21 protein-coding genes are annotated in these 21971 nt (G+C 41.4%); 13 read left to right on the top strand and 8 right to left on the bottom strand.

The window, feature by feature from the left end:
* Positions 1-79 precede the first annotated feature (79 nt).
* Positions 80-319, bottom strand: coding sequence for a DUF2171 domain-containing protein (locus tag RJ01_RS01940; RefSeq protein ID WP_004781996.1), 240 nt, complete (start codon positions 317-319; stop codon positions 80-82).
* 1202 nt (positions 320-1521) lie between these two features.
* Between RJ01_RS01940 and RJ01_RS01930 the strand changes: the two genes are divergently transcribed.
* Positions 1522-3048 (top strand): fumarate hydratase, encoded by a 1527-nt coding sequence (locus tag RJ01_RS01930; protein WP_005232211.1) that lies wholly within the window; start codon positions 1522-1524, stop codon positions 3046-3048.
* 60 nt (positions 3049-3108) lie between these two features.
* Here the strand turns inward: RJ01_RS01930 and RJ01_RS01925 are convergent, their stop codons facing one another.
* From RJ01_RS01925 to tig, 4 genes are all read right to left on the bottom strand, one after another.
* Positions 3109-3825: a DUF2846 domain-containing protein gene (locus RJ01_RS01925; RefSeq protein ID WP_004781989.1), complete on the bottom strand. Its 717-nt coding sequence runs from the start codon at positions 3823-3825 to the stop codon at positions 3109-3111.
* Between the two features lie 167 nt (positions 3826-3992).
* Complete coding sequence (gene clpX / locus RJ01_RS01920; RefSeq protein WP_005232215.1) at positions 3993-5303, bottom strand: ATP-dependent protease ATP-binding subunit ClpX; 1311 nt, start codon at positions 5301-5303, stop codon at positions 3993-3995.
* A gap of 29 nt (positions 5304-5332) precedes the next feature.
* Entirely contained in the window at positions 5333-5938 is a 606-nt protein-coding gene (clpP, locus tag RJ01_RS01915) for an ATP-dependent Clp endopeptidase proteolytic subunit ClpP (protein WP_004781985.1), read from the bottom strand.
* 190 nt (positions 5939-6128) lie between these two features.
* The gene (gene tig, locus RJ01_RS01910) at positions 6129-7460 is read right to left on the bottom strand and encodes a trigger factor (RefSeq protein WP_005232218.1); all 1332 of its coding nucleotides are present in this window, start codon (positions 7458-7460) and stop codon (positions 6129-6131) included.
* A 502-nt stretch (positions 7461-7962) separates the two neighbouring features.
* Between tig and RJ01_RS01905 the strand changes: the two genes are divergently transcribed.
* The 8 genes from RJ01_RS01905 to rdgB all read left to right on the top strand — a co-directional run bounded on the left by RJ01_RS01905 (position 7963) and on the right by rdgB (position 16619).
* A complete protein-coding gene (locus RJ01_RS01905) occupies positions 7963-10215 on the top strand; it encodes a TonB-dependent siderophore receptor (RefSeq protein ID WP_004781982.1) in 2253 nt (750 codons plus the stop codon).
* Positions 10216-10286: 71 nt separating this feature from the next.
* Complete coding sequence (locus RJ01_RS01900; RefSeq protein ID WP_005232220.1) at positions 10287-10970, top strand: Fe2+-dependent dioxygenase; 684 nt, start codon at positions 10287-10289, stop codon at positions 10968-10970.
* Positions 10971-11398: 428 nt separating this feature from the next.
* Positions 11399-13096: a 2-isopropylmalate synthase gene (gene leuA / locus RJ01_RS01895; RefSeq protein WP_034169885.1), complete on the top strand. Its 1698-nt coding sequence runs from the start codon at positions 11399-11401 to the stop codon at positions 13094-13096.
* A gap of 112 nt (positions 13097-13208) precedes the next feature.
* Positions 13209-14369 carry a homoserine O-acetyltransferase gene (locus tag RJ01_RS01890; RefSeq protein ID WP_034169884.1) on the top strand — a complete coding sequence of 387 codons (1161 nt, stop codon included), beginning with the start codon at positions 13209-13211 and terminating at the stop codon, positions 14367-14369.
* A complete protein-coding gene (gene metW / locus RJ01_RS01885) occupies positions 14369-14962 on the top strand; it encodes a methionine biosynthesis protein MetW (protein ID WP_004781976.1) in 594 nt (197 codons plus the stop codon). The genes RJ01_RS01890 and metW overlap by 1 nt, the downstream gene beginning before the upstream one ends.
* The gene (locus tag RJ01_RS01880; protein WP_004781974.1) at positions 14959-15549 is read left to right on the top strand and encodes a tetratricopeptide repeat protein; all 591 of its coding nucleotides are present in this window, start codon (positions 14959-14961) and stop codon (positions 15547-15549) included. Before metW ends, RJ01_RS01880 begins: the two co-directional genes overlap by 4 nt.
* A 106-nt stretch (positions 15550-15655) precedes the next feature.
* Entirely contained in the window at positions 15656-15886 is a 231-nt protein-coding gene (locus RJ01_RS01875; protein ID WP_004781972.1) for a hypothetical protein, read from the top strand.
* Positions 15887-15992: 106 nt separating this feature from the next.
* Entirely contained in the window at positions 15993-16619 is a 627-nt protein-coding gene (rdgB, locus tag RJ01_RS01870; RefSeq protein ID WP_004781971.1) for an RdgB/HAM1 family non-canonical purine NTP pyrophosphatase, read from the top strand.
* A 259-nt stretch (positions 16620-16878) separates the two neighbouring features.
* On the opposite strand, the gene RJ01_RS01865 is transcribed toward rdgB, so the two are convergent.
* Together RJ01_RS01865 and RJ01_RS01860 are read right to left on the bottom strand one after the other, a co-directional pair.
* The gene (locus tag RJ01_RS01865; RefSeq protein WP_034169883.1) at positions 16879-17760 is read right to left on the bottom strand and encodes a permease; all 882 of its coding nucleotides are present in this window, start codon (positions 17758-17760) and stop codon (positions 16879-16881) included.
* Between the two features lie 112 nt (positions 17761-17872).
* The gene (locus tag RJ01_RS01860; RefSeq protein ID WP_034169882.1) at positions 17873-18655 is read right to left on the bottom strand and encodes an NRDE family protein; all 783 of its coding nucleotides are present in this window, start codon (positions 18653-18655) and stop codon (positions 17873-17875) included.
* 93 nt (positions 18656-18748) lie between these two features.
* Between RJ01_RS01860 and lgt the strand changes: the two genes are divergently transcribed.
* The 3 genes from lgt (at position 18749) to RJ01_RS01845 (ending at position 20422) form a co-directional block, all read left to right on the top strand.
* A complete protein-coding gene (gene lgt / locus RJ01_RS01855; protein WP_034169881.1) occupies positions 18749-19561 on the top strand; it encodes a prolipoprotein diacylglyceryl transferase in 813 nt (270 codons plus the stop codon).
* An 89-nt stretch (positions 19562-19650) separates the two neighbouring features.
* Positions 19651-20043, top strand: coding sequence for a hypothetical protein (locus RJ01_RS01850; RefSeq protein ID WP_034169880.1), 393 nt, complete (start codon positions 19651-19653; stop codon positions 20041-20043).
* The gene (locus tag RJ01_RS01845) at positions 20036-20422 is read left to right on the top strand and encodes a hypothetical protein (RefSeq protein WP_034169879.1); all 387 of its coding nucleotides are present in this window, start codon (positions 20036-20038) and stop codon (positions 20420-20422) included. The genes RJ01_RS01850 and RJ01_RS01845 overlap by 8 nt, the downstream gene beginning before the upstream one ends.
* 49 nt (positions 20423-20471) lie before the next feature.
* On the opposite strand, the gene RJ01_RS01840 is transcribed toward RJ01_RS01845, so the two are convergent.
* A complete protein-coding gene (locus RJ01_RS01840) occupies positions 20472-21017 on the bottom strand; it encodes a CHAP domain-containing protein (protein ID WP_004781961.1) in 546 nt (181 codons plus the stop codon).
* A gap of 388 nt (positions 21018-21405) precedes the next feature.
* On the opposite strand from RJ01_RS01840, the gene RJ01_RS01835 reads away from it, so the two are divergent.
* Positions 21406-21897, top strand: coding sequence for a lipocalin family protein (locus RJ01_RS01835; protein ID WP_005232256.1), 492 nt, complete (start codon positions 21406-21408; stop codon positions 21895-21897).
* Positions 21898-21971 lie beyond the last annotated feature (74 nt).

Here is a 21971-nt window from a genome sequence, read left to right as displayed (position 1 = left end):
GATCAGATTTGCCTATTTTAAACTTACATCCAGTTTGAGTATTTAAGCCAAACCAGAATAAGTCAGGCAACGATCATACTTATACCGTGGTCCATTCTTTGTGCACATCTTCTGCTGTTTTATTCAAGATCACGCTGTCATCTTTCACTTCGCTTACCCAGCTAATCGGAATCAGATGATGCTCATTATTCTCGTCATCACTTCTTGTCAATTTAATCTTGTCCTGACCTTCTAAATGATCCACTTTACCAACTTGAGTACCATCTGAAGCAATTACTGAAGCATGTTCTTTGATGTCATTTGTATTAAAGTTACTCATTCCAATTGCCCTATTTATAGAAGTTGAGAGACCTCAGTTTAAGCCCTAAAAAATTGGCTGTGTGTAAGGGTTTTCAGGCTTTGGGTTTTTCTAGGTTAATAATGTAATGAAGAAAAATAACTGTGTCACAGGCATGTTGTGGCAAGACCAAGATGATTGAAATATTGTTTTTTTTATTAAGGTAATTTGAAGATTTGAAGATTTGAAGATTTGAAGATTTGAAGATTTGAAGATTTGAAGATTTGAAGATTTGAAGATTTGAAGATTTGAAGATTTGAAGATTTGAAGATTTGAAGATTTGAAGATTTGAAGATTTGAAGATTTGAAGATTTGAAGATTTGAAGATTTGAAGATTTGAAGATTTGAAGATTTGAAGATTTGAAGATTTGAAGATTTGAAGATTTGAAGATTTGAAGATTTGAAGATTTGAAGATTTGAAGATTTGAAGATTTGAAGATTTGAAGATTTGAAGATTTGAAGATTTGAAGATTTGAAGATTTGAAGATTTGAAGATTTGAAGATTTGAAGATTTGAAGATTTGAAGATTTGAAGATTTGAAGATTTGAAGATTTGAAGATTTGAAGATTTGAAGATTTGAAGATTTGAAGATTTGAAGATTTGAAGATTTGAAGATTTGAAGATTTGAAGATTTGAAGATTTGAAGATTTGAAGATTTGAAGATTTGAAGATTTGAAGATTTGAAGATTTGAAGATTTGAAGATTTGAAGATTTGAAGATAGGCTAATTTTTTAGCTCTTAAAATGTAAAAAAGAAGATAAAGCTTAAGCTTGATCTTCTTTCTGGCCGTAGAACCAAGTAGCAGCGATATAAAGACTAAAAGCAATTACCATCAATACACTAGTCAGGGTCATAAAGAAAACTCATCATTTATTTGATAAGCGCATTATGTAAAAGTTTTATGACAGTTATATGACAATGATGAAATTTTCATAATTTTAATTAAATAATAAAAATCAACTATTTAAAATAAATTTAATTATATTTAAATAAACTTTAAGCTGAAATATGACAGTAAATATGACAAAAACCTGTCATTTTTAACCAATCTTTCAGCCAAAGTAATATGCCTTATTGCTTAAACTATAAACTTTCGGCCAATGTCCCTGCAAAACGCCCACAACCGGATTCATTTGTCTTATAATTTAGCCCGCTAGCTAACAGCCCGCTCAAGAGATATTTGTATGACAACTATTATCAAGCAAGATGACTTGATCACATCGGTTAAAGATGCGCTTCAGTTCATTTCTTACTATCATCCACAAGACTTCATCCAAGCGATGAGCCGTGCGTACGACCGTGAAGAGAACAAAGCTGCGAAAGATGCGATCGCGCAAATCTTAATTAACTCACGCATGTGTGCAGAAGGCCACCGCCCTATCTGCCAGGATACTGGTATCGTCAACGTATTTGTTGAAGTGGGCATGGATGTTAAATTTGATTTAACCATGAGCCTGGACGATGCGATTAACGAAGGTGTACGTCAAGGTTATCTTGAAAACTCTAACGTGCTTCGTGCATCTGTACTGGCTGACCCTGCTTTTGGCCGTAAGAACACCAAAGACAACACGCCTGCTGTGATCTATCACAAACTTGTTCCAGGTAACAAAGTAGACATCACTGTTGCTGCTAAGGGTGGCGGTTCAGAAAATAAATCTAAACTGGCAATGTTGAACCCGTCTGACTCAATCGTAGATTGGGTACTGAAAACTGTTCCAACTATGGGTGCAGGCTGGTGTCCTCCTGGTATGCTGGGTATCGGTATTGGTGGTACTGCTGAAAAAGCCATGATGCTTGCAAAAGAAGCATTGATGGAAGAGATCAACATGGACGAATTGCTTCGTCGTGGTCCACAAAACAAACTTGAAGAACTTCGTATCGAAATCTTCGAGAAAGTAAACGCATTAGGCATTGGCGCTCAAGGTCTTGGCGGTTTAACCACTGTTCTAGACATCAAGATCAAAGATTATCCTTGTCACGCTGCGGGCAAACCAGTCGGCATGATCCCGAACTGTGCTGCAACCCGTCATGCACATTTCACGCTTGATGGTTCAGGTGTTGCGCATATTCAAGCACCAAGCCTTGAAGACTACCCATCAGTCACTTGGGATTCCTCATCTTCTAAACGTGTTGACCTAGACAACATTACCCAAGAAGAAATGAACTCTTGGAAACCAGGTGATACATTACTTCTTAACGGTACGATCTATACTGGTCGTGATGCTGCACACAAACGTATGGTAGACATGCTGAACAACGGTGAAGAACTTCCTGTTGATCTGAAAGGCAAATTTATCTACTACGTCGGTCCTGTTGATCCAGTAGGTGACGAAGTTGTAGGTCCTGCAGGTCCAACAACTGCGACTCGTATGGATAAATTCACTCGTCAGGTATTAGAAGCAACTGGTCTTTACGGCATGATCGGTAAAGCGGACCGTGGTCCTGCTGCTGTTGAAGCAATTAAAGACAACAAAGCAACTTACCTCATGGCGGTTGGTGGTGCTGCATACCTCGTATCTAAAGCAATCCGTGAAGCTGAAGTGGTTGCATTTGCTGATCTGGGTATGGAAGCGATCTACAAGTTCGTAGTGAAAGATATGCCTGTTTCTGTTGCAGTTGACGTAAATGGTACATCTGTACACGCGACTGCTCCAAAAATCTGGCAAGCAAAGATTGGCAAGATTCCAGTAGTTGACGCTGCTGCAGGCTAATTTAAGCTAGATAAAAAAGCACCCTACTTGGGTGCTTTTTTATTGGAGTTTTAAAATTAATTACCAGGTTCTTGGATCCCAGAGTTTAAACGGTGTGGTTAACTGCACATCTGTAGATGGATCATATTCAGTTGCCTTAATTTTCTGGGCTTTCTTGCGGATTTTCCCAGTTTCCTGATCCTGTGCAAAAAAGTTAAAACTGTCCGATTTTAACTGGGTAAAAGCAATTTCATTGAGGCCCACACTGCTCGGCATCAGCATCAGAGGCCCCGGAACACTACGACGGGTGCTTAGATTTTCTTCATCATATTTAATAAAATAGGATTGACCCGCTTCTACTGTAAAGTCCAAATACTTAGGTTTTTGGAAGTGCAACGCACCTAAAGGACGACTGGTACTCAAGCGATAAGTACCTGCAGGCAACTCAATCCAGTAATGATGATTGTGCAATAAACTCGGAATACGATGCTGATTGATAAATAGGCTGGCAGCGACAATTTCCTGACGGTTCCATTTGGAATCCGGGCGGTATAAATAAACGATTGCAGCATCCTCATGCTGAGGTTTAACTGCCTGAAAATGATTACCCTGTTTCTGGTTGACCCAGCCACCAATCGTAAACATCCCCACCCGATGCTGTTCGACGAAGCCCGGTTTTTTTTCAAGATCAATATTTTTTAAAGTGCTGAGTGGCTGTGTAGGCTCAACTACGGCTTTTTTACCGTGACAACCCATCAGCGCCAAACTGCCGATGAGCACCATTGCGACTCCACGCATGCTTATCCCTCACTGCGTCTTTATTCTTGTATGTAAGTACTTTGCGATATATTTTTATAGCTTTCGGCGTCCACGCCTAGATGTTGAGATTAGCATCTGCTTTTATCTTTTGGAAATAAAAAACGTGCGAAAACACGGGGTTTTCACACGTTTCTGACGAATAGCAATCAAGCAGATTTGCTATTCACCACCTTTAAATCAACTTTTACCGCTGTTTCTGGTTCATCATGTGGTTGACGTTCAGCAAGAAATTCTGGTGCAGCTTCACCATTAATGACTGCTTCATTGACTACCACAGTGCCTACATCGCTACGACTCGGCAAGTCATACATGGTTTCTAACAATGAATTTTCCAGAATCGAGCGCAGGCCACGCGCACCTGTATTATGTTCCAATGCTTTTTTCGCAACCGCACGTAGTGCTGAATCTTCAAAGATTAAGTCCACATTTTCCATCTCAAACAGATGTTTATATTGACGGGTTAATGCATTCTTCGGCTCAGTCAGAATCTGCATTAAAGCTTCTTCATCCAGCTCATCTAAAGTCGCAATCACTGGTAAACGACCAATGAATTCTGGAATCAGACCAAATTTCACTAAGTCAGTCGCTTCGACCTGACGGAACAATTCAGACAGCTTTTTGCTTTCGTCTTTATTACGGACTTCTGCAGTAAAGCCAATACCACCTTTCTCCTGACGCTGCTGTACGATTTTCTCAAGACCTGAGAATGCACCGCCACAGATGAACAGGATATTCGAGGTATCAATCTGAATGAATTCCTGCTGCGGATGCTTACGACCACCTTGTGGTGGAATTGAAGCAACCGTACCTTCGATCATTTTCAGCAAGGCTTGCTGTACGCCTTCACCTGATACATCACGTGTAATGGATGGGTTTTCAGATTTACGGGTAATCTTATCGATTTCATCGATATAGATAATGCCCTTTTGCGCTTTTTCGACATCGTAATCAGCTTTTTGCAAAAGCTTTTGTACAATGTTTTCAACATCTTCACCCACATAACCCGCTTCAGTTAGGGTTGTTGCATCTGCCATGGCAAATGGAACGTCCAGAAGACGGGCAAGGGTTTGTGCCAGCAAGGTTTTACCTGAACCGGTCGGACCCACCAGCAGGATATTACTTTTGGCAATTTCAACGGAATCATCTGCTTTCTTACCATTGGTCTGTACTTTCAGACGTTTGTAATGGTTGTATACGGCCACAGATAATGTCTTTTTCGCTACGTCCTGACCAATCACATATTGATCGAGCGCCGCACGGATTTCATGCGGTTTCGGTAAAGGACGGTTCGCCCAGTCATTGGTTTCGACCTGTTGACTGGTTTGAACCAAATCTAAGCATACGTCCACACATTCATTACAAATGTATGCGTCCTCGCCTGCAATCAGCTTTCCGACTTCAGACTGCGTTTTACCGCAAAATGAACAATGCTTTTGTCCTTGAGGATGTTCGGACATATTTACTCCAATATCTCAATCTCTAAAACTTATGGACGTTTCGTTAGAACTTCATCCACAAGACCGTATTCTTTCGCTTGCTGAGCAGTCATGAAGTTGTCACGGTCTGTATCGCGTGCCACTTTTTCATAGTCCTGACCGCTATGTTCAGCCATTAAACGGTTTAAACGTTCTTTAATGAACAGAATTTCACGTGCGTGAATTTCAATATCTGATGCCTGACCTTTGAAACCACCCAAAGGCTGGTGAATCATGACACGTGCATTTTCAAGGCAATAACGTTTGCCTTTAGTTCCTGCATTAAGCAGGAATGCGCCCATTGATGCTGCCTGACCCATACAGTAAGTCACAACATCCGGTTTAATGAATTGCATGGTGTCATAAATGGCCATACCTGCAGTCACCGAACCACCTGGCGAGTTAATATATAGATGAATATCTTTATCTGGGTTCTCAGCTTCTAAAAACAACATTTGCGCAACGATCAGGTTGGCCATATTGTCTTCAACTTCACCTGTCAGAAAAATTACCCGCTCACGTAAAAGGCGTGAATAAATATCAAAAGAACGCTCACCACGAGAGGATTGTTCTACCACCATTGGTACTAAAGCGTTTTCAATCGTTGGAACATACATAGGTTTATTTATTCCTAAATTTTTGTGACTTAATCCATAATCACAATATGAGGGATAATCAATGAAATTGCAAAATAATCGCGAATAATTCCATCATATTTTTTGCATTAGTTTTGTGAAAATCAGATATGTCAAGAAATCACTAATATGAAAAAAGGCGCACGAAGCGCCTTTTTATGGAAAGCTTGAATTAGCCTTGTTGACGAGCTTGTTGCTCTTTCAATAAGTCTTCATAGCTTACAGTCGCATCAGTCACTTTAGCAGATGCTAGGATGTGATCAACAACTTGGTCTTCAAGTACAACTGCTTCGATTTGAGCACGTTGTTGCTTGTCATTTTTGAAGTATTCGATTACTTCGTTTGGATCTTCGTAAGAAGAAGCCATGTCTTCGATATAAGCTTCAACGCGCGCTTGATCTACTTCGATTTTCGCATCAGCAAGAATGCGGCTTACCAATACGCCAAGTTTAACTGATTTCTCAGCTTGTTCTTTGAACAGGTCATCTGGAAGCATGCTTGAATCAAATGCTTTCGCGCCTTGAGCACCGAACTGTTGAGTGAACTGCTGGATCATTTGTTGACGTTGACGGTCAATTTCTTGAGCAACCATTGCAGATGGAAGTTCAACTTCGTTTGCAGCTACAAGTGCATCGAAAGTTGCGCCTTTAACCTGGTTACGCAGGCCGTTTTTCACTTCACGTTCCATGTTTTTACGAACGTCAGCTTTCAGTTTTTCAACGCCATCTTCTTCAGAAATACCGAAGATTTTCAGGAATTCAGCATCAATTTCTGGAAGTTTTTGTTTTTCAACAAGTTTTACATTGATTTTGAATTGAGCTTGTTTACCAGCAAGGTTTTCAGCTTGGTAATCTTCAGGGAAAGTAACATCGATCACTTTCTCTTCGCCTTTCTTCATACCGATGATGCCATCTTCGAAGCCAGGGATCATACGACCAGAACCTAAAACAAGTTTAAAGTCTTGCGCAGCGCCGCCTTCAAATTTTTCGCCATCAACAGTACCTTCGAAGTCGAAAGTTACTTGCATGTCTTTTTTAGCCATGCCTTTAGTTTCAGCCCAAGAAGCGCGTTGTTTTTGAAGATTTTCAATCATCTTCTCAACGTCTTTGTCATTTACTTCAGACGCTTTACGTTCAACTTCCAGACCTTCGAATTTCACTTCAACTTCTGGATAAACTTCAACAGTCGCTTCATAAACTAAAGCGTCGTCTTTCATTTCAGTTTTTTCGATGTTTGGCATACCAACAGCGTTGATTTTTTCTTGTTGGATTGCTTCGAAAACTGTGTCACGAATGATGTCGTTGACAACTTCTTGGTAGATACCAGCGCCGTATTCACGACGAACTACGTTTACAGGTACTTTACCTGGACGGAAGCCGTTGATCTTCGCAGTTTTAGCAGTGCGTTTTAAACGAGCTTCAAATTGCTCATTAATACGGCTCGTCGGTACAGAAACATTTAAACGACGGGCAACGCCCGAAACCGCTTCAGAAGTTACTTGCATGGCTTCCTCTATATATTTGGTAATAACAGGTTTATAAAAATGTGCCACATTATATGACAACATTTGCAGATATACAAAACACAATACTTGAATCGTCTTTATTAATGCTGTAATAATCAAATTTATTCAGTCAAATTCATTTTTCTTTTATTAAATATCCCATCCCTCAAATAAGAATAGATATATTGATTACTGAAACTGGACAGATCATCTCTTTAATCTGCATTTATGGATTTTTATAGTGCTTTTAGTAAACTTTTCTTTATCTTTTCTTCAATTTTTTTAAACTCTAATAATCTCAATAAAAGTAAAGATAATAATCTATTAATCAGATTTAGTTTAAATACATTAACTTAGAAACATTTTGATACACCATAACATCGCTAAAGGCAATTAATATAATTTTTAAAATCGTCATTTCCTATCTAAAAGTAATTCTTAATTTAAATAAGAATTATTATTATTCGCATACATAAATTTTATGCTTTTTTCGGGTTCCCACATGTCGTTTATCAAATCACGTAAAAAACTCGTTTCATCGGCGATTGCCTCTTCCCTCTCGATCGTAACTGTAAATGCTGTGGCTGATGAAAATGTGGTCAAGCTCGAAACTATTCATCAAGAAGTTAAAGCTGAACAGACACCAAGTTTAAAAGTAGATAATTCCGCAAATAAGAAATTTGTTGCACCCTTACTGGATACACCTAAATCTGTATCAGTCATTTCTAAACAACTGATTGAAGACACTCAAGTCACTACACTTTCTGATGCTTTACGTACTGTACCGGGTATTACCTTGGGTGCGGGTGAAGGCGGCAACCCGAATGGCGACCGTCCATTTATCCGTGGCTATAGCTCTGAAAGCTCAATGTATTTAGATGGTATTCGTAATTCAACCTCACAAAACCGTGAAATGTTTGCCATAGAACAAGTTGAAGTCACCAAAGGTTCTGCTTCTGCTATGGGTGGTGCAGGTACTGTTGGCGGTAGCATCAACATGATTTCTAAAGTGGCCAAAAAAGGTGACTTTTTAGAAGGTACTGTTGCTGGCGGTACAGATGCTTACGCACGTGTGACGCTTGATGGCAACAAAGATTTTGGCAATGGGATTGCTACACGTGTTGCCGTTATGGGCCACATGAATGAGAAAGCAGGTCAATCTGATGGTGCTGAATATAAACGTGCTGGTATTGCCCCTAGTATTACTTTCGGCTTAGACACCCCTACTCGTGCAACTTTAAGTTATTACTATTTAAAATCGGATGATACTCCCGATTCAGGTATACCATATTGGGATGCTGGTTTAGGTAAACCACAAGGTAAACCTGCGGAAGTAAAACAAGGCGTTTATTATGGTTGGAAAGATCGTGACTTCCAAAAACAAGAGAACCAAGCAGGGACAATCAAGTTAGAACATGATTTAACTGACAATCTAACCGTTACAAACACTGCAATGTACAGCAAATCTAAAAATGATTATGTCTGGACAAACCCTGATGATTCTAAAGGCAATGTAGCTAATGGCCAAGTATGGCATCGTCAAAACTCTGCCATCACAGATAGCGATACCTTTACAAATCAATTAGCATTGATAGGTAAATTTGCTACAGGTGCCATTAATCATAGCTTTAATGTTGGTGCTGAATACAGCAAGCAAGAAACTGACAAAGGTGGTTATAACATCATTAACAGTAAAGATGGCAAAGTTTCCTCAACTGGGTTTTACAGCGACTGTAAAGACCTTTCAAGCAATTGGTGTACTTCTCTAAACAATCCAACTCAAAAACCATTTTTAGATCGTCTAGAAGCCCGCCAAGACTTTGATGCCACGGTTGAAAGCACTTCTGTATATTTATTAGATAGTATTGAAATCACACCACAATGGTTACTTGATCTTGGTGTGCGCTGGGACAAGTTTGAAGCTGCACAAAACTTTCGTGCTACATCTTCAGCTGCTGCATATACAGCTAACAATGATTCAGACTTCTTTACATATCAATCAGGTATAACCTTTAAACCTGTTGAAAATGGTTCAATTTATGCAAGTTATGCTACCTCTGCCAGTCCTGTTGGCTTAAATGCTGGTTGGGGAGATAACAGCGAAACCATAAATGCTAATAACCAAATGATCGATCCTGAAGAAGCACAAACTTACGAGTTAGGTACTAAGTGGGACTTGTTAAATGATCGTTTGAATTTAACAGCAGCGATCTTCCGTACTGAAAAACAAAATACTCGTGTACAACTTGACCCAACAACTTATGCGAATGTAGGTGAAAGTAAAGTTGATGGTGTTGAATTAGGATTAAATGGTCAAATTACCGATAAATGGGATATTTCGGCAGGTTATACTTATCTTAATAGTGAATTAACAAAAAATGGTAAATCATGCCGTGGTTCAGGTTCAACAGCAACTTGTACAGATAATGCCATTTATAATGGCAACCAAATGCCTAATGTACCTAAACAAGCAGCAACATTATGGACTACCTATAAGATATTGCCGCAATTAACTTTGGGTGGTGGTGCAGTATATTCAGACAAAGTTTATGGTGATGTTGCAAACATCAAATGGGCTCCATCTTATGTACGCTACGATGCTATGGCGCGTTATAACGTTAACAAAAATGTGGATTTACAGTTGAATGTAAATAACCTTTCTGACAAACGTTACTTCACTAAAGCCTATGCTTCTCACTATGCTACTGAAGCAGAAGGACGTAGTGCAGTGTTAGCAGTCAACTTTAAATATTAATTCAATGCAACCGCATAGCCTCCTGATGGGGGCTATGTTATTTTTAAAAGACGATTATTCAGGGGTTTCTCGTGCTGCATCATATTCCAAATGTACTGAGCAAAGAACAGGTGCAATATTTCCGTGAGGAGATGAATAAGATTGAGTGGGTCAATGGCAAGGTTACCGCGGGTACGCTCTCTGCCACCGTGAAACAGAATCAGCAATTACCTGAAGATCATTCACTCACTCATCATCTCAGCAATATTATTCTGGAATCGCTGGGACAGCATGCTCTGTTTTTATCGGCGGCGATTCCACTGGATATTATTCCCCCACTTTTTAACCGCTATGAAAATAATGAATCTTTCGGCTTTCATGTCGACAATTCAATTCGTCGTATTCGCGGCAGCAGTGAACGCCTCAGAACGGATTTATCCTGTACGGTTTTTTTAAGCGAGCCGGACGAATATGTCGGTGGTGAACTGGTAGTCGAAGACACTTACGGTTATCACGAAGTAAAATTGCCTGCCGGCGATATGATTCTTTATCCATCCACCAGTCTGCATGAAGTTACGCCAATCACTTCCGGTTGTCGAATTGCTTCATTTTTTTGGGTACAAAGCATGATCAGGGATGATGCAGAGCGGCATATGTTGTTTAATCTGGATCAGAGTATTCAAAACTTGAGAGTGCAGCTGGGTGATCAGCATTCAGAAGTTATGAAACTGACCAACCTGTATCATAATTTAATGCGTAAATGGGCTGAACTTTAAAAGAGGCTCTGTCTTCAATGATCTTTATAAACAACTGGATCTATTGTTTATCAAAATATACTGAGTTGTGGCACAATTGAACGTAATAAATAACGCATTATGTCCAAATTAAGAAAATATAAAATACAATATTTAGAATAAGTGAAAATATTTTTCAATTCTTAAAGTTTATAAGAAAATCTTTATTAACATACGACTAAAATCCATAGAAAAAGCAAAAACTTTTCACGTTTTCTGGACTAAAATTAATCTTATAGGTTCACCATGCAGGTGTCTGGTCGATCCTGATGATCAAGACTTTAAAAAATACAGGATTGATCTTATTTACCCACACCTGCCTGTAAACGAATATATAGACAAAATCTATACTGTAGACCGAGCAACTGCTGCACCAAGCGAATTTGCCAGGCTACCTAAGGAGCTCTCTCATGATGTTGGCTGATCCAAGTAAAAAATACCGTCGCATGTATCAACGTGTGGACTTACCAGACCGTCAATGGCCGAACAATGAAATCACTAAAGCGCCAATCTGGATGAGTACTGACCTGCGTGATGGTAACCAGGCGATCTTCGAGCCAATGAACATCGAGCAGAAGTTCAAAATGTTCCAGATGTTGGTAAAAATCGGTTTCAAACATATTGAAATCGGCTTCCCTTCTGCATCTCAAATTGATTTCGACTTCACCCGTAAATTGATTGAAGAAGGTCATATTCCGGCTGATGTTTACATTGAAGTACTGGTTCAGGCACGTGACCATTTGATCGCACGTACTTTTGAATCTTTACAAGGTGCGAAACGCGCAATCGTGCATATCTACAACTCTAACTCTCCAACCTTCCGTCAAAAAGTGTTGAACGTAGATGTTGAAGGTGCAAAACAGTTAGCGATTAATGCAGCGCAAAAAGTGAAAGAATACGCAGCAAAACAGCCTGAAACTGAATTTGTTTTCCAGTACAGCCCTGAATGTTTCTCTGCAACTGAATTGGAAGTGGCGAAAGACGTTTGCGACGCTGTGACTGAAATCTGGGAAGCATCTCCAGAAAACAAAGTGATCTTGAACTTGCCAGCCACTGTCGAAGTCTCTACACCAAACGTGTATGCCGACCAAGTGGAATGGATGCACCGTAACATCGAGCGTCGTGACGGCGTGATCATTTCAGTTCACTGTCACAATGACCGTGGCTGTGGGATCGCAGCGTCTGAATTGGCGATCATGGCCGGTGCTGACCGTGTCGAAGGTTGTGTATTCGGTAATGGTGAGCGTACCGGTAACGTGGACGTGGCAGCAATTGCCTTAAACATGTACACCCAGGGTGTTGCACCAAACTTGGATTTCTCAAACATCAACGAAATCATTGCGACTGTTGAAGAATGTACTGGCTTGCCAGTCCACCCACGTCATCCATATGCGGGTGACTTGGTCTTCACTGCATTCTCTGGTTCACACCAGGATGCAATCAAAAAAGGTTTTGAATTCCAGAAAAACGAAGAAATCTGGGATATGCCGTACTTGCCAATCGATCCGAAAGACCTGGGCCGTGACTATGACGCCGTGATTCGCGTGAACTCACAGTCAGGTAAAGGTGGTATCGCTTACTTGTTAGAATCGAACTATAACGTGACTTTACCACGTCGTTTACAGATCGAATTCTCGCAAATCGTACAGCAAAAAACCGATGAAGATGGTACTGAGATTTCAGCACAAGCGATCTGGACATTGTTTAAAGACACGTATGTTGATGCTAAAGATGCACATTACGCTGCCAAGAACTATAAATTGTCAGATGAAAATGGCAACCAGGTGATTGAGCTAGATGTTGAAGTCAATGGTGAAACTCAGCGCTTACGTGGTGAAGGTAACGGTCCAATCTCTGCGATTTTGGATGCATTACAATTGCCAATTGACGTCTTGAACTATGAAGAACGTAGCATCAGCTCAGGTGCACATGCCAAAGCATTGGCATTGGTTGAACTTCAAGTGAAAGGTACCGGTAAATCCGCCTTTGGTGCTGGTGTCCACGATAACATTGTGACCTCTTCAATTGAAGCGATTATTGCATGTACCAACCGCCTGATCGACCAGGATGTGTTAAGCACTGAACAGGTGATTGCTGCTGCCGTCTAAACCCGGTATTTGAATTAGCGATAATTCATAGCAATAAAAAGACTTTAGAAGGATACCTGCAAATGGTATCCTTTTATTTATTCATACTAAAGATTTAAGGCGAATCATTCCCGTGTCTTTTCCAGCTGACTCAGTGGGCCTTGTTGTCCCACAAAAGTTCCAATTCGAACAGCCGTTAGAGCTTGAATGCGGTCGCATCCTCCCACGTTTTGAACTGATGGTAGAAACTTATGGCGAACTGAATGCCGATAAGTCCAATGCCATTTTGATCTGCCATGCCCTGTCTGGCCATCATCATGCTGCAGGTTATCATCATGAAGATGATAAAAAACCAGGCTGGTGGGATGCCTGTATTGGCCCGGGTAAGGCAATCGATACCAATAAATTCTTTGTGATGGCGCTGAATAATATCGGCGGTTGTAATGGTTCTACTGGTCCTACCTCTCCTAATCCCGAAAATGATAACCGCCCATATGGTCCAGACTTTCCGCTAGTCACTGTGCGTGACTGGGTGAAAACTCAGGCGATGCTGTCTGACCGTCTGGGGATTGATGTGTGGTATTCCATCATTGGCGGCTCACTCGGGGGCATGCAGGCCTTGCAATGGTCGGTAGATTATCCGGACCGTCTGCAAAAATGCGTGATTATTGCCAGTGCACCGAAACTGTCTGCACAAAATATTGCCTTTAACGAAGTCGCGCGTCAGTCGATTCTGTCTGATCCGGACTTCCATCATGGCCGTTATCTAGAAAATGACAGCTATCCAAAACGAGGCCTGATTCTGGCACGGATGGTCGGTCATATTACCTATCTGTCTGAGGAAGCCATGAAGCAGAAATTTGGCCGTGATTTAAAATCTGGCAAATTCATGTATGGCTTCGATGTGGAATTCCAGGTCGAAAGCTACCTGCGTTATCAGGGTGAACAGTTTAGCCGTAACTTTGATGCCAATACTTATCTGATCATGACCAAAGCACTAGACTACTTTGATCCTTCACGTGAATATCAGCAGTCACTGGTCAAAGCGATGGCGCAAACCAAATGTAAGTTCCTGGTGGTTTCATTTACCACAGACTGGCGGTTCTCACCTTCACGTTCTGTTGAAATCGTAGACGCCTTAATTACCAATAATAAGCCTGTCAGCTATCTGGATATTGATGCTGAGCAAGGCCATGACTCCTTCCTGTTCCCGATTCCTCTGTATGTAAAATCCTTGCGCGCCTTCCTGGGCGGTGAAGAACATCTGCGATCAACACCGAAGGAGGCTGTGTAATGCGTATTGACCAACAACTTGCTGAAAAATGGATCAAGCCCGGTTCACGTATCCTCGACCTCGGTTGTGGTGATGGCGAACTGCTGGCCCATATGAGCAAAAAGCACAATATTCGTGCATATGGATTAGAAATTGATCAAGAAAAGATTGCAATTGCGATCAGTCGCGGGTTAAATATCATCCAGCAGGACTTAAACCTCGGTTTAAGCCGTTTTGCTGACCAGTCTTTTGACTATGTGGTGATGGCACAGGCTTTGCAAGCTGTAGATGCACCAGACGTATTATTGCGTGACATGGTGCGTGTAGGGAAACAGGCCATTATTACCTTTCCAAACTTTGCGCACTGGAAGACTCGTTCTTTCTTGGCATTAAAAGGGAAAATGCCGGTTTCGGAAGCCTTACCCTATATGTGGTATAACACCCCGAACATTCACCTATGTACTTTCCGTGACTTTGAAGCATTATGCGCGGAAAACAACATAAAAATTATTAATCGACTCGCTGTGAATGGGAATCAAGAAGATAGTTTGCTTAGCAAACATCTCCCAAATCTGTTTGGTGAAGTCGCAATTTATCGAGTGAGCGCTCTATGAAAAAATTATTATTAAGTACGACGCTACTGGCTGGACTTTTTGGCATGCAGGCCCATGCCGATTACGTTGCACCAACGCCTTCTGTGGCCAGCCAAGCAGCGCAATATTCAGTAATGGACATTCATAGTCTGACTAAAGCAGCTAAAGCGGGTCAGCCTGGTGCACAATTTTATTTAGCAACCAAATATCAATATGGCAAAGACGTCCAGAAAGATGAACGTCAGGCCTTTGCATGGTACAAAGCTGCTGCCGACCAAGGTCTGGCAGTGGCTCAACTGAATGTTGGCCGTATGCTGGCAGATGGTATTGGTACCAAAAAAGATGAAACACTGGCTCGCCAGTACTTCGAAAAAGCAGCTAGCCGTGGTGATAACCGTGCCAGCTTCAATCTGGCCATGATGGAAGAAAAGAAGAAAAACTACATGGGTGCTTACCAGTGGTATGAACTCTCTACCCGCGATGGCATGCTGGACAATAAAGTGATTACTTTATCTGAAGGTAAGAAAACTGCATTGGCAGCTAACTTAACCCAAGAACAGATCCGTCAGGCACGTGACCGTGCAGACAAATGGATTCAGGCACAATAAGCTAAAATTTTTAAAGAGCACCTTCGGGTGCTTTTTTTATACTTTAAAAAAACTGTAACATATTAAAAATAATAAACTATTTCTAAAGCCTATAAAGGGAATTTACATGAAAAAATTTAAGGGATATGCATCATTGCTGTTATTTTTTCCATTAGTCGCATGTACAGTCTCAACAACTTCTTACAACACTTGGAATAAGCCTGGCATAACTAGATATGAAGCAGATAATGCTCTCGCAAAATGTAAATATGATTTAGGCTTAGCCAAAATTGATGCAATGGATAGAGAAGATATGGTTAATAACTGTATGAAGGCTCAAGGTTTTAGAAATAGATAAAATTAAAAGCACCTTCGGGTGCTTTTTTATTACCGGTTTATTTCACGTAAATTGGCAAGCAAGGTTAAAATAGTCCCTCCCTTAAAGTTCAACAACGAGATTCAACATGACTTCAACTGACTGGTTATCCCAAGGCACACTGGTATTAGCAAGTAATAACAAAGGCAAAATTGCAGAATTCGAAAAGATGTTTGCCGAGCTTAAACTACCGGTTGAAGTGATTCCTCAAGGCAAGCTAAATATCGGAGATGCGATTGAAGACGGTTTAAGCTTCGTAGAAAATGCCATTATCAAGGCGCGTCATGCGTCCAAAATTTCGGGTAAACCAGCCATTGCCGATGACTCAGGAATTTGTGTGCCCGTACTCGGTGGTATGCCAGGAATTTATTCAGCCCGTTTTGCCGGTGAACATGGCAATGATGCAGCCAATAATGAAAAGCTTTTAAACAGACTAAAACCGTTACGCAAAGATGGTGAAGCGATTGAAGGTATGTTTGTGTGTGTACTGGCCTTAGTCCAGCATGCTGAAGATCCACTGCCACAAATTTTCCAGGGCATCTGGAAAGGTGAAATTCTGGAAGCACCACGCGGTGAAAATGGTTTTGGTTATGATCCATTATTCTGGTTACCAGAACTAGGAACTTCTAGTGCGGAACTGAGCAAAGAAGAAAAAAATAAAATTAGCCATCGTGGTCAGGCGATGAAACTGTTTAAGGCGAGTTTGGAAAAATAAATCTAATTCCTAAAAGGAGTCCTCCCTCCTTTTAGGAGGGAGTTAGAGGTCATTCCCTCACCCTTGGGGAGAAGGAGCCCTCCCTTTTTCAAAGGGAGGTTGGGAGGGATTCTTCCATCTCAACGCTTAATTTTTATTCTCATTCATTTCTACAAAGAACTTAATCTCCTTCAATCCCTTCTCTAATAAAGGAAGGACTTTCAAAAACTTTTATACCCTCTTTCTAACTCTCTCCCAGAGGGAGAGAGAACTTTTAGATTTATAAACCCGGCACCACCGCATGCACCACCACCCCATACACCCCAATCAAAATCGCACTCGTAATCGTTCCTGAGGCAATATATTTCGCTGAATAACCTGTGCCCTGATAATGGGTTTCCAGCGCCACAATATTGGCTGCGGGTGGAAGCAGGAAATACATCATCATCACAGCATAGGTCAGGGCTTGATGTGGAATCGGTAACAAGAAATAAGCCCCCGCTGCCAGACCTAGAGCCAGCACAAAACGACCGCTGATCAAGATCAAACTACGTTTTAAATCACTCAGTTGAATCCTGACTTTACTCAGCCACATCCCCAGAATACACATACCGGCAAAAGTCACCAGAAACTTGTTGGCTGCATAGCCCCATTGAATCAGCGGATGCGCTTCATAGGCACTAAAATCCCAGAAGGACAAAATCGCTGCAATAGAAAGCGCAATCACTGGCGGGGATTTCAGCATATTTTTAATAATGAATTGGGGAGCCTGTTTTTCAGCACTGACTGCCACTACTGCACTGACATTGCCAAATAAGGAACCACCAATATAAAGAGCAACAATAGTATTTAAGGCATCCGGACCAAATACAGCTAAGGCAAAAGGAAAGCCAAGCCAGACCCCATTTAAATAACTAAAACATAATGCCCGCAATTTATCTTTGGAGAAAAGAAAGAACAGGCCAAACAGAAACAGTGAGCTAAAGATACTAAAACCGATCAGCCACAGACTGCCCGGCTTATAAAACACCATGTTGTAAATGACAATCAAGGGAATCAAAAGACGTGCCAGCAAGGCCGCCATGAATGGACGGATCGACTTTAAATAATGAACGCCCCAGAATCCAATCAGAAATGAAATAAGCGGAAGGAGCAATGCCATAGGAAAGCTGAAAATGCGTAGATAGATGGGCTTTATCCTAGCATATCTATCTGTTTTCAGAGTTCACTGTTTAAACTGATCTTTTTATCAAGATCATTATAAATATTGTTATTTATGCAGTGATCGGAATGACTTGCACAACGACCTGCCCTGCGGTTTCACCCTGCTGGGATTTTTCCAGCCACTGCCATTCATCGGTTTTCATTCGCAGGAAATTAGAACAGCGCGTGCCATACACTGGACTTTGAATAAAGGTCGAAGATAACAGCTGTTCCATTTCATGCGAGATCCCGGTCTTCGGCAATAATTCGGGAATGATCTTGCGTTCATCTTCCAGAATATCCCAAACGGCATAATAAAGATCAGATTCAGGCATATCTGGATACTGCAGCATGGGCAGAAATTCCTGGGTAAAACGCTTGCGCAGGTGTCGAGTCTTTTCCCAATGTTCCGTGAGCAAGCCATTGGACACTACATAAACGCCATGTGCTAGTACTTGTGGTGCCTCACCACGGTTACTCATATAGACCGCCTGCTCTCGATCGCCGACAAACAGGTTAAAGCCCGCATAATCACATTGACATTTTTCCAGTTCTTGAGCAAACCGGATAGGTGTCAATTCGGATTCCAGAAAATGCTGAATGATATGTCCACGTGAAGTTGGGTAGTTATTCTTGTCATTACCATCCCTGAAATTGGTAATCACTGCCCATCGTCCTGAAACCGTTATACCCATCCAGGTACCACCAGACTGAAGATCCTGCCCGGCAATAATCGGACTGTTCTCCCATTCATATAATGCCTGTGTTGGACGTTGATAGAACTCATCACGATTTGAAATCAGACATAAAGGCGTTTCATCCAGAACTCGCCAAGCCAGTGCCACAATACACATAATTGATGCTCTCGATCTTTACACATTGAATGTACAACAATTTTCTTCGCTTTCAGCTAAAATCTGTGCAAAACAGAATCACAAGGAACAGGAATGCTCATCTATCCAAACATAGATCCCGTTGCAATTTCGCTCGGGCCTTTGCAAGTCCACTGGTATGGACTGATGTATCTCTTGGCTTTTTTATTTGCCTGGGGACTGGCGACTTATCGCGCTAAACAACGCGGCTGGACACCAGATATGGTCTCGGATCTGATTTTCTTTGGGGCTTTGGGTGTGATTATCGGTGGCCGGGTCGGTTATGTTTTATTCTACGGTTTTTCTCAGTTTTTGGAAAACCCACTCTGGCTGTTCCAGATTTGGACCGGTGGGATGAGTTTCCACGGCGGTTTCCTCGGCGTAATCGTAGCGATGTTGTGGTGGTGCAAGAAATATAAGATGGCCTGGTTCCAGACACTGGACTTTATTGCGCCCTGCGTTCCGACAGGCCTGATGTTTGGCCGAATTGGTAACTTTATTGGTGGTGAACTCTATGGTCGTCAAGTCACTGATCCAAATTTTGCCTTGGGCATGATTTTCCCAACCGATCCGCTGCAGCTGGTACGTCATCCCTCACAACTGTATCAGGCGCTCTGTGAAGGCTTGATTCTGTTTATCGTACTGTGGTGGTTTAGTAGCAAGCCACGTCCACGTATGGCAGTTTCTGCGGTATTCCTGACCGGCTATGGTCTAGCCCGTTTTATCGTCGAGTTCTTCCGTGAACCAGATAATGGTCAGCTATTTATTGGTTGGATGAGTAAAGGACAATTCCTGAGCCTGCCAATGATCCTGATTGGTCTGTGGATGTTGTGGTACGCTTATCAGAAGAAAATTTATGACTGGGGTCCACAGAAAAATAACGGATAATTTTCCTAAATATTGCGAGGCCTCTGCCTCGCTTTTTTATATTTAAAATATGCTAAAGTGCTTTTTATCTTTTCTGTTCATACATCATCATGCTTGAGTTCTGGTTCAATCCGCAGGTGTCGCTCCTGAAAAAACTGCTGTTCTTTGTTGTGATTGCTGCAATTGCCGTAGGTCTGTACTGGATGGAACCTTTGCCTTTAGATGCCATCCTGATGTTTGCCGGTACCGGAATTATTTTTCTGATTTGTCGTTACTGCAAAATTCATTTCGCAGCAAAAAATCCGACTGGCCTGTTCTATCGTGTCCTGACCTGGATTCCGATTGCCTTATTAATCAGCCTGATTTTTATGAACATGAAACAGGGTGAAATCTTGCTGCCAGGCGCTCAGGGAATTGCCTTTATGGCTTTGACAATCTGCCTGTTTTCGCCTCTGTCTTTGCTTAATCAGAACAAGTCGGATTCAGGTTCCCCACATGCTTGAGTTCTGGTACTCCGAACGCTGCAACCGTCAGCTCAAGCTCATCATTATTATTGCGGTATGTATCGTAATTTACATAGCATCGACTGTAGCGAAACTGGGTCCGATATTTGTTGGAATCAGTCTGGCGATTGGAATGCTGATACACGTCTTGCGTGAATTCAGATTAAAGCTTGCTCCTGAAAATCCTTATGCCGAAGGTTTTCGTGCTTTAACGATGGCGATTCCGATTGTGGCAGTAATTAGCCTGATCGGTTATTTACCCAAAACGGGTGAGCTCTGGAAAACTGTAGCGCTAGGTCTACAATGCTTAGGCTTTGTGGCGATTGGACTGTTTATCGTGTCGATTTATAATCAACGTGCGAAACGCTTCGAAGATTGAACCATTTCGCGACTTTCATTTTTAAGTTCTGAAATTTTCAGCGTCGGATTTAAAGATAGGAATCCAGACGGTAATACGTATATTTCACATTGGAATTACGATAGACCGCATAGCCATTCTGTTTAAAATCAGAAACCCAGGCTGAACCAGAATACGCTGCAATATGACCATACTGATGCTGTGAAGTCCGGTCGATAATATAGATATCACCTTTTTTCGGACGGTCAAAAGACAGGTTGATTTTTCGATAGCCCAATTGCTGCAGGGTGTTACCCCAGTCAGCTGCGGCAACAGGATGATTCACAATTTTTGCGCCTGAAGACTGCAATCCGACGCGAATACTGCGTGCACATTTCTGTGTACTGGTACTGCGGGTAATGCCTTGCAGGTAGCTGGTGAATTTTTCAATATCGAAACGCTGGCCGTTCATTGCACCGAAAGTCTTGCGAGATTCAGAGTTTTTGTTACGAGCTGACGCAGAGGTATAGCGCTGAGGCTGACGTTTGGAATTTTGTCCCGATTGGGAACGAATTATGACGTTCGCTTGAACAGGAGCATGCACTTCGCTCATATTCACTTGATGATCATAAATCATATTGGACCAAGTACTCCTCGCCTGTAAGTTTGGCTTTCAAATCTTCAACACGCGGTGAATACTAGACGGTTAAATGTTACTTTTCACGTTAAAAATGTAAATATATTTTTCCGCATTTATTTAATTTTACTTAACTTGTTATTTCTTTTAGATTTATAAAATTTACAATTTTCACAAAAAAGTTATAAATTCACTACTTTTCAAATTAATTAGCAATTCTGCTCAGACTATTTCTAAATCAATATTTGAGCGCCTTTCTGACTAAATCTGTAATTTTACTCACGATAATAAAGTCAACATTTCACTACGGGATTACATCATTCTGGCTAACAACTCTCGTATTAGACTGATTTAGTAAATTTAAATTGAGATGATGAGGAAGAAAAATATGAGTCATGATGTAAAGACTATTTCAAATTTCAATTTAGAACAATATTTAGGGATCTGGTACGAAATTGCCCGTCTGCCTATGAAACACCAACCTGAAGACAGTACTGATATTTCCGCAGCCTACAGCCTGAATGAAAATGGCACAGTCCGCGTCCAGAACCGTTGTCTAGATGGTGCGGGCAAACTCGATGAATCTATTGGGGAAGCCACTATTGTTGATGCAGAACATGGCAAACTGAAAGTCAGTTTCTTGCCTGAAGGTTTGCACTGGGTACCTTTTACCAAAGGGGATTACTGGATTCTCAAACTGGATGACAAGTATGAGACCGCCTTGGTCGGTGAGCCAAACATGAAATATTTATGGCTCCTGCATCGTAAGCCGACACTGGATGAAACGACCAAACAGGAATATCTGGCCTATGCTGAATCGCTGGGTTATGACCTGTCCGATCTGATCCATACGGTACATACCGGTAAGCCAACGGCTTAAAAAAAGATAATAAAAAAGCATCCATCATGGGTGCTTTTTTATGCCCTTTTCTCTCATGTTTAATCATTTTCACT

It is taken from the genome of Acinetobacter sp. YZS-X1-1, assembly GCF_000804305.1.
In the GTDB taxonomy this organism is placed as follows: domain Bacteria; phylum Pseudomonadota; class Gammaproteobacteria; order Pseudomonadales; family Moraxellaceae; genus Acinetobacter; species Acinetobacter variabilis.
The sequence above is the reverse complement of the archived record's forward strand: the minus strand, read 5'-3'. Positions and strand labels throughout refer to the sequence as shown.

What these genes read in the sequence shown, in the direction of transcription:
- RJ01_RS01845 (WP_034169879.1), top strand. Translation starts at nt 20,036, where the DNA reads ATGCTTGAGTTCTGGTACTCCGAACGCTGCAACCGTCAGCTCAAGCTC.
- tig (WP_005232218.1), bottom strand. Translation starts at nt 7,460, where the DNA reads ATGCAAGTAACTTCTGAAGCGGTTTCGGGCGTTGCCCGTCGTTTAAAT.
- RJ01_RS01835 (WP_005232256.1), top strand. Translation starts at nt 21,406, where the DNA reads ATGAGTCATGATGTAAAGACTATTTCAAATTTCAATTTAGAACAATAT.
- RJ01_RS01840 (WP_004781961.1), bottom strand. Translation starts at nt 21,017, where the DNA reads ATGATTTATGATCATCAAGTGAATATGAGCGAAGTGCATGCTCCTGTT.
- RJ01_RS01880 (WP_004781974.1), top strand. Translation starts at nt 14,959, where the DNA reads ATGAAAAAATTATTATTAAGTACGACGCTACTGGCTGGACTTTTTGGC.
- RJ01_RS01860 (WP_034169882.1), bottom strand. Translation starts at nt 18,655, where the DNA reads ATGTGTATTGTGGCACTGGCTTGGCGAGTTCTGGATGAAACGCCTTTA.
- RJ01_RS01925 (WP_004781989.1), bottom strand. Translation starts at nt 3,825, where the DNA reads ATGCGTGGAGTCGCAATGGTGCTCATCGGCAGTTTGGCGCTGATGGGT.
- RJ01_RS01940 (WP_004781996.1), bottom strand. Translation starts at nt 319, where the DNA reads ATGAGTAACTTTAATACAAATGACATCAAAGAACATGCTTCAGTAATT.
- RJ01_RS01930 (WP_005232211.1), top strand. Translation starts at nt 1,522, where the DNA reads ATGACAACTATTATCAAGCAAGATGACTTGATCACATCGGTTAAAGAT.
- RJ01_RS01905 (WP_004781982.1), top strand. Translation starts at nt 7,963, where the DNA reads ATGTCGTTTATCAAATCACGTAAAAAACTCGTTTCATCGGCGATTGCC.
- metW (WP_004781976.1), top strand. Translation starts at nt 14,369, where the DNA reads ATGCGTATTGACCAACAACTTGCTGAAAAATGGATCAAGCCCGGTTCA.
- rdgB (WP_004781971.1), top strand. Translation starts at nt 15,993, where the DNA reads ATGACTTCAACTGACTGGTTATCCCAAGGCACACTGGTATTAGCAAGT.
- clpX (WP_005232215.1), bottom strand. Translation starts at nt 5,303, where the DNA reads ATGTCCGAACATCCTCAAGGACAAAAGCATTGTTCATTTTGCGGTAAA.
- lgt (WP_034169881.1), top strand. Translation starts at nt 18,749, where the DNA reads ATGCTCATCTATCCAAACATAGATCCCGTTGCAATTTCGCTCGGGCCT.
- RJ01_RS01875 (WP_004781972.1), top strand. Translation starts at nt 15,656, where the DNA reads ATGAAAAAATTTAAGGGATATGCATCATTGCTGTTATTTTTTCCATTA.
- RJ01_RS01850 (WP_034169880.1), top strand. Translation starts at nt 19,651, where the DNA reads ATGCTTGAGTTCTGGTTCAATCCGCAGGTGTCGCTCCTGAAAAAACTG.
- RJ01_RS01865 (WP_034169883.1), bottom strand. Translation starts at nt 17,760, where the DNA reads ATGGCATTGCTCCTTCCGCTTATTTCATTTCTGATTGGATTCTGGGGC.
- leuA (WP_034169885.1), top strand. Translation starts at nt 11,399, where the DNA reads ATGATGTTGGCTGATCCAAGTAAAAAATACCGTCGCATGTATCAACGT.
- clpP (WP_004781985.1), bottom strand. Translation starts at nt 5,938, where the DNA reads ATGTATGTTCCAACGATTGAAAACGCTTTAGTACCAATGGTGGTAGAA.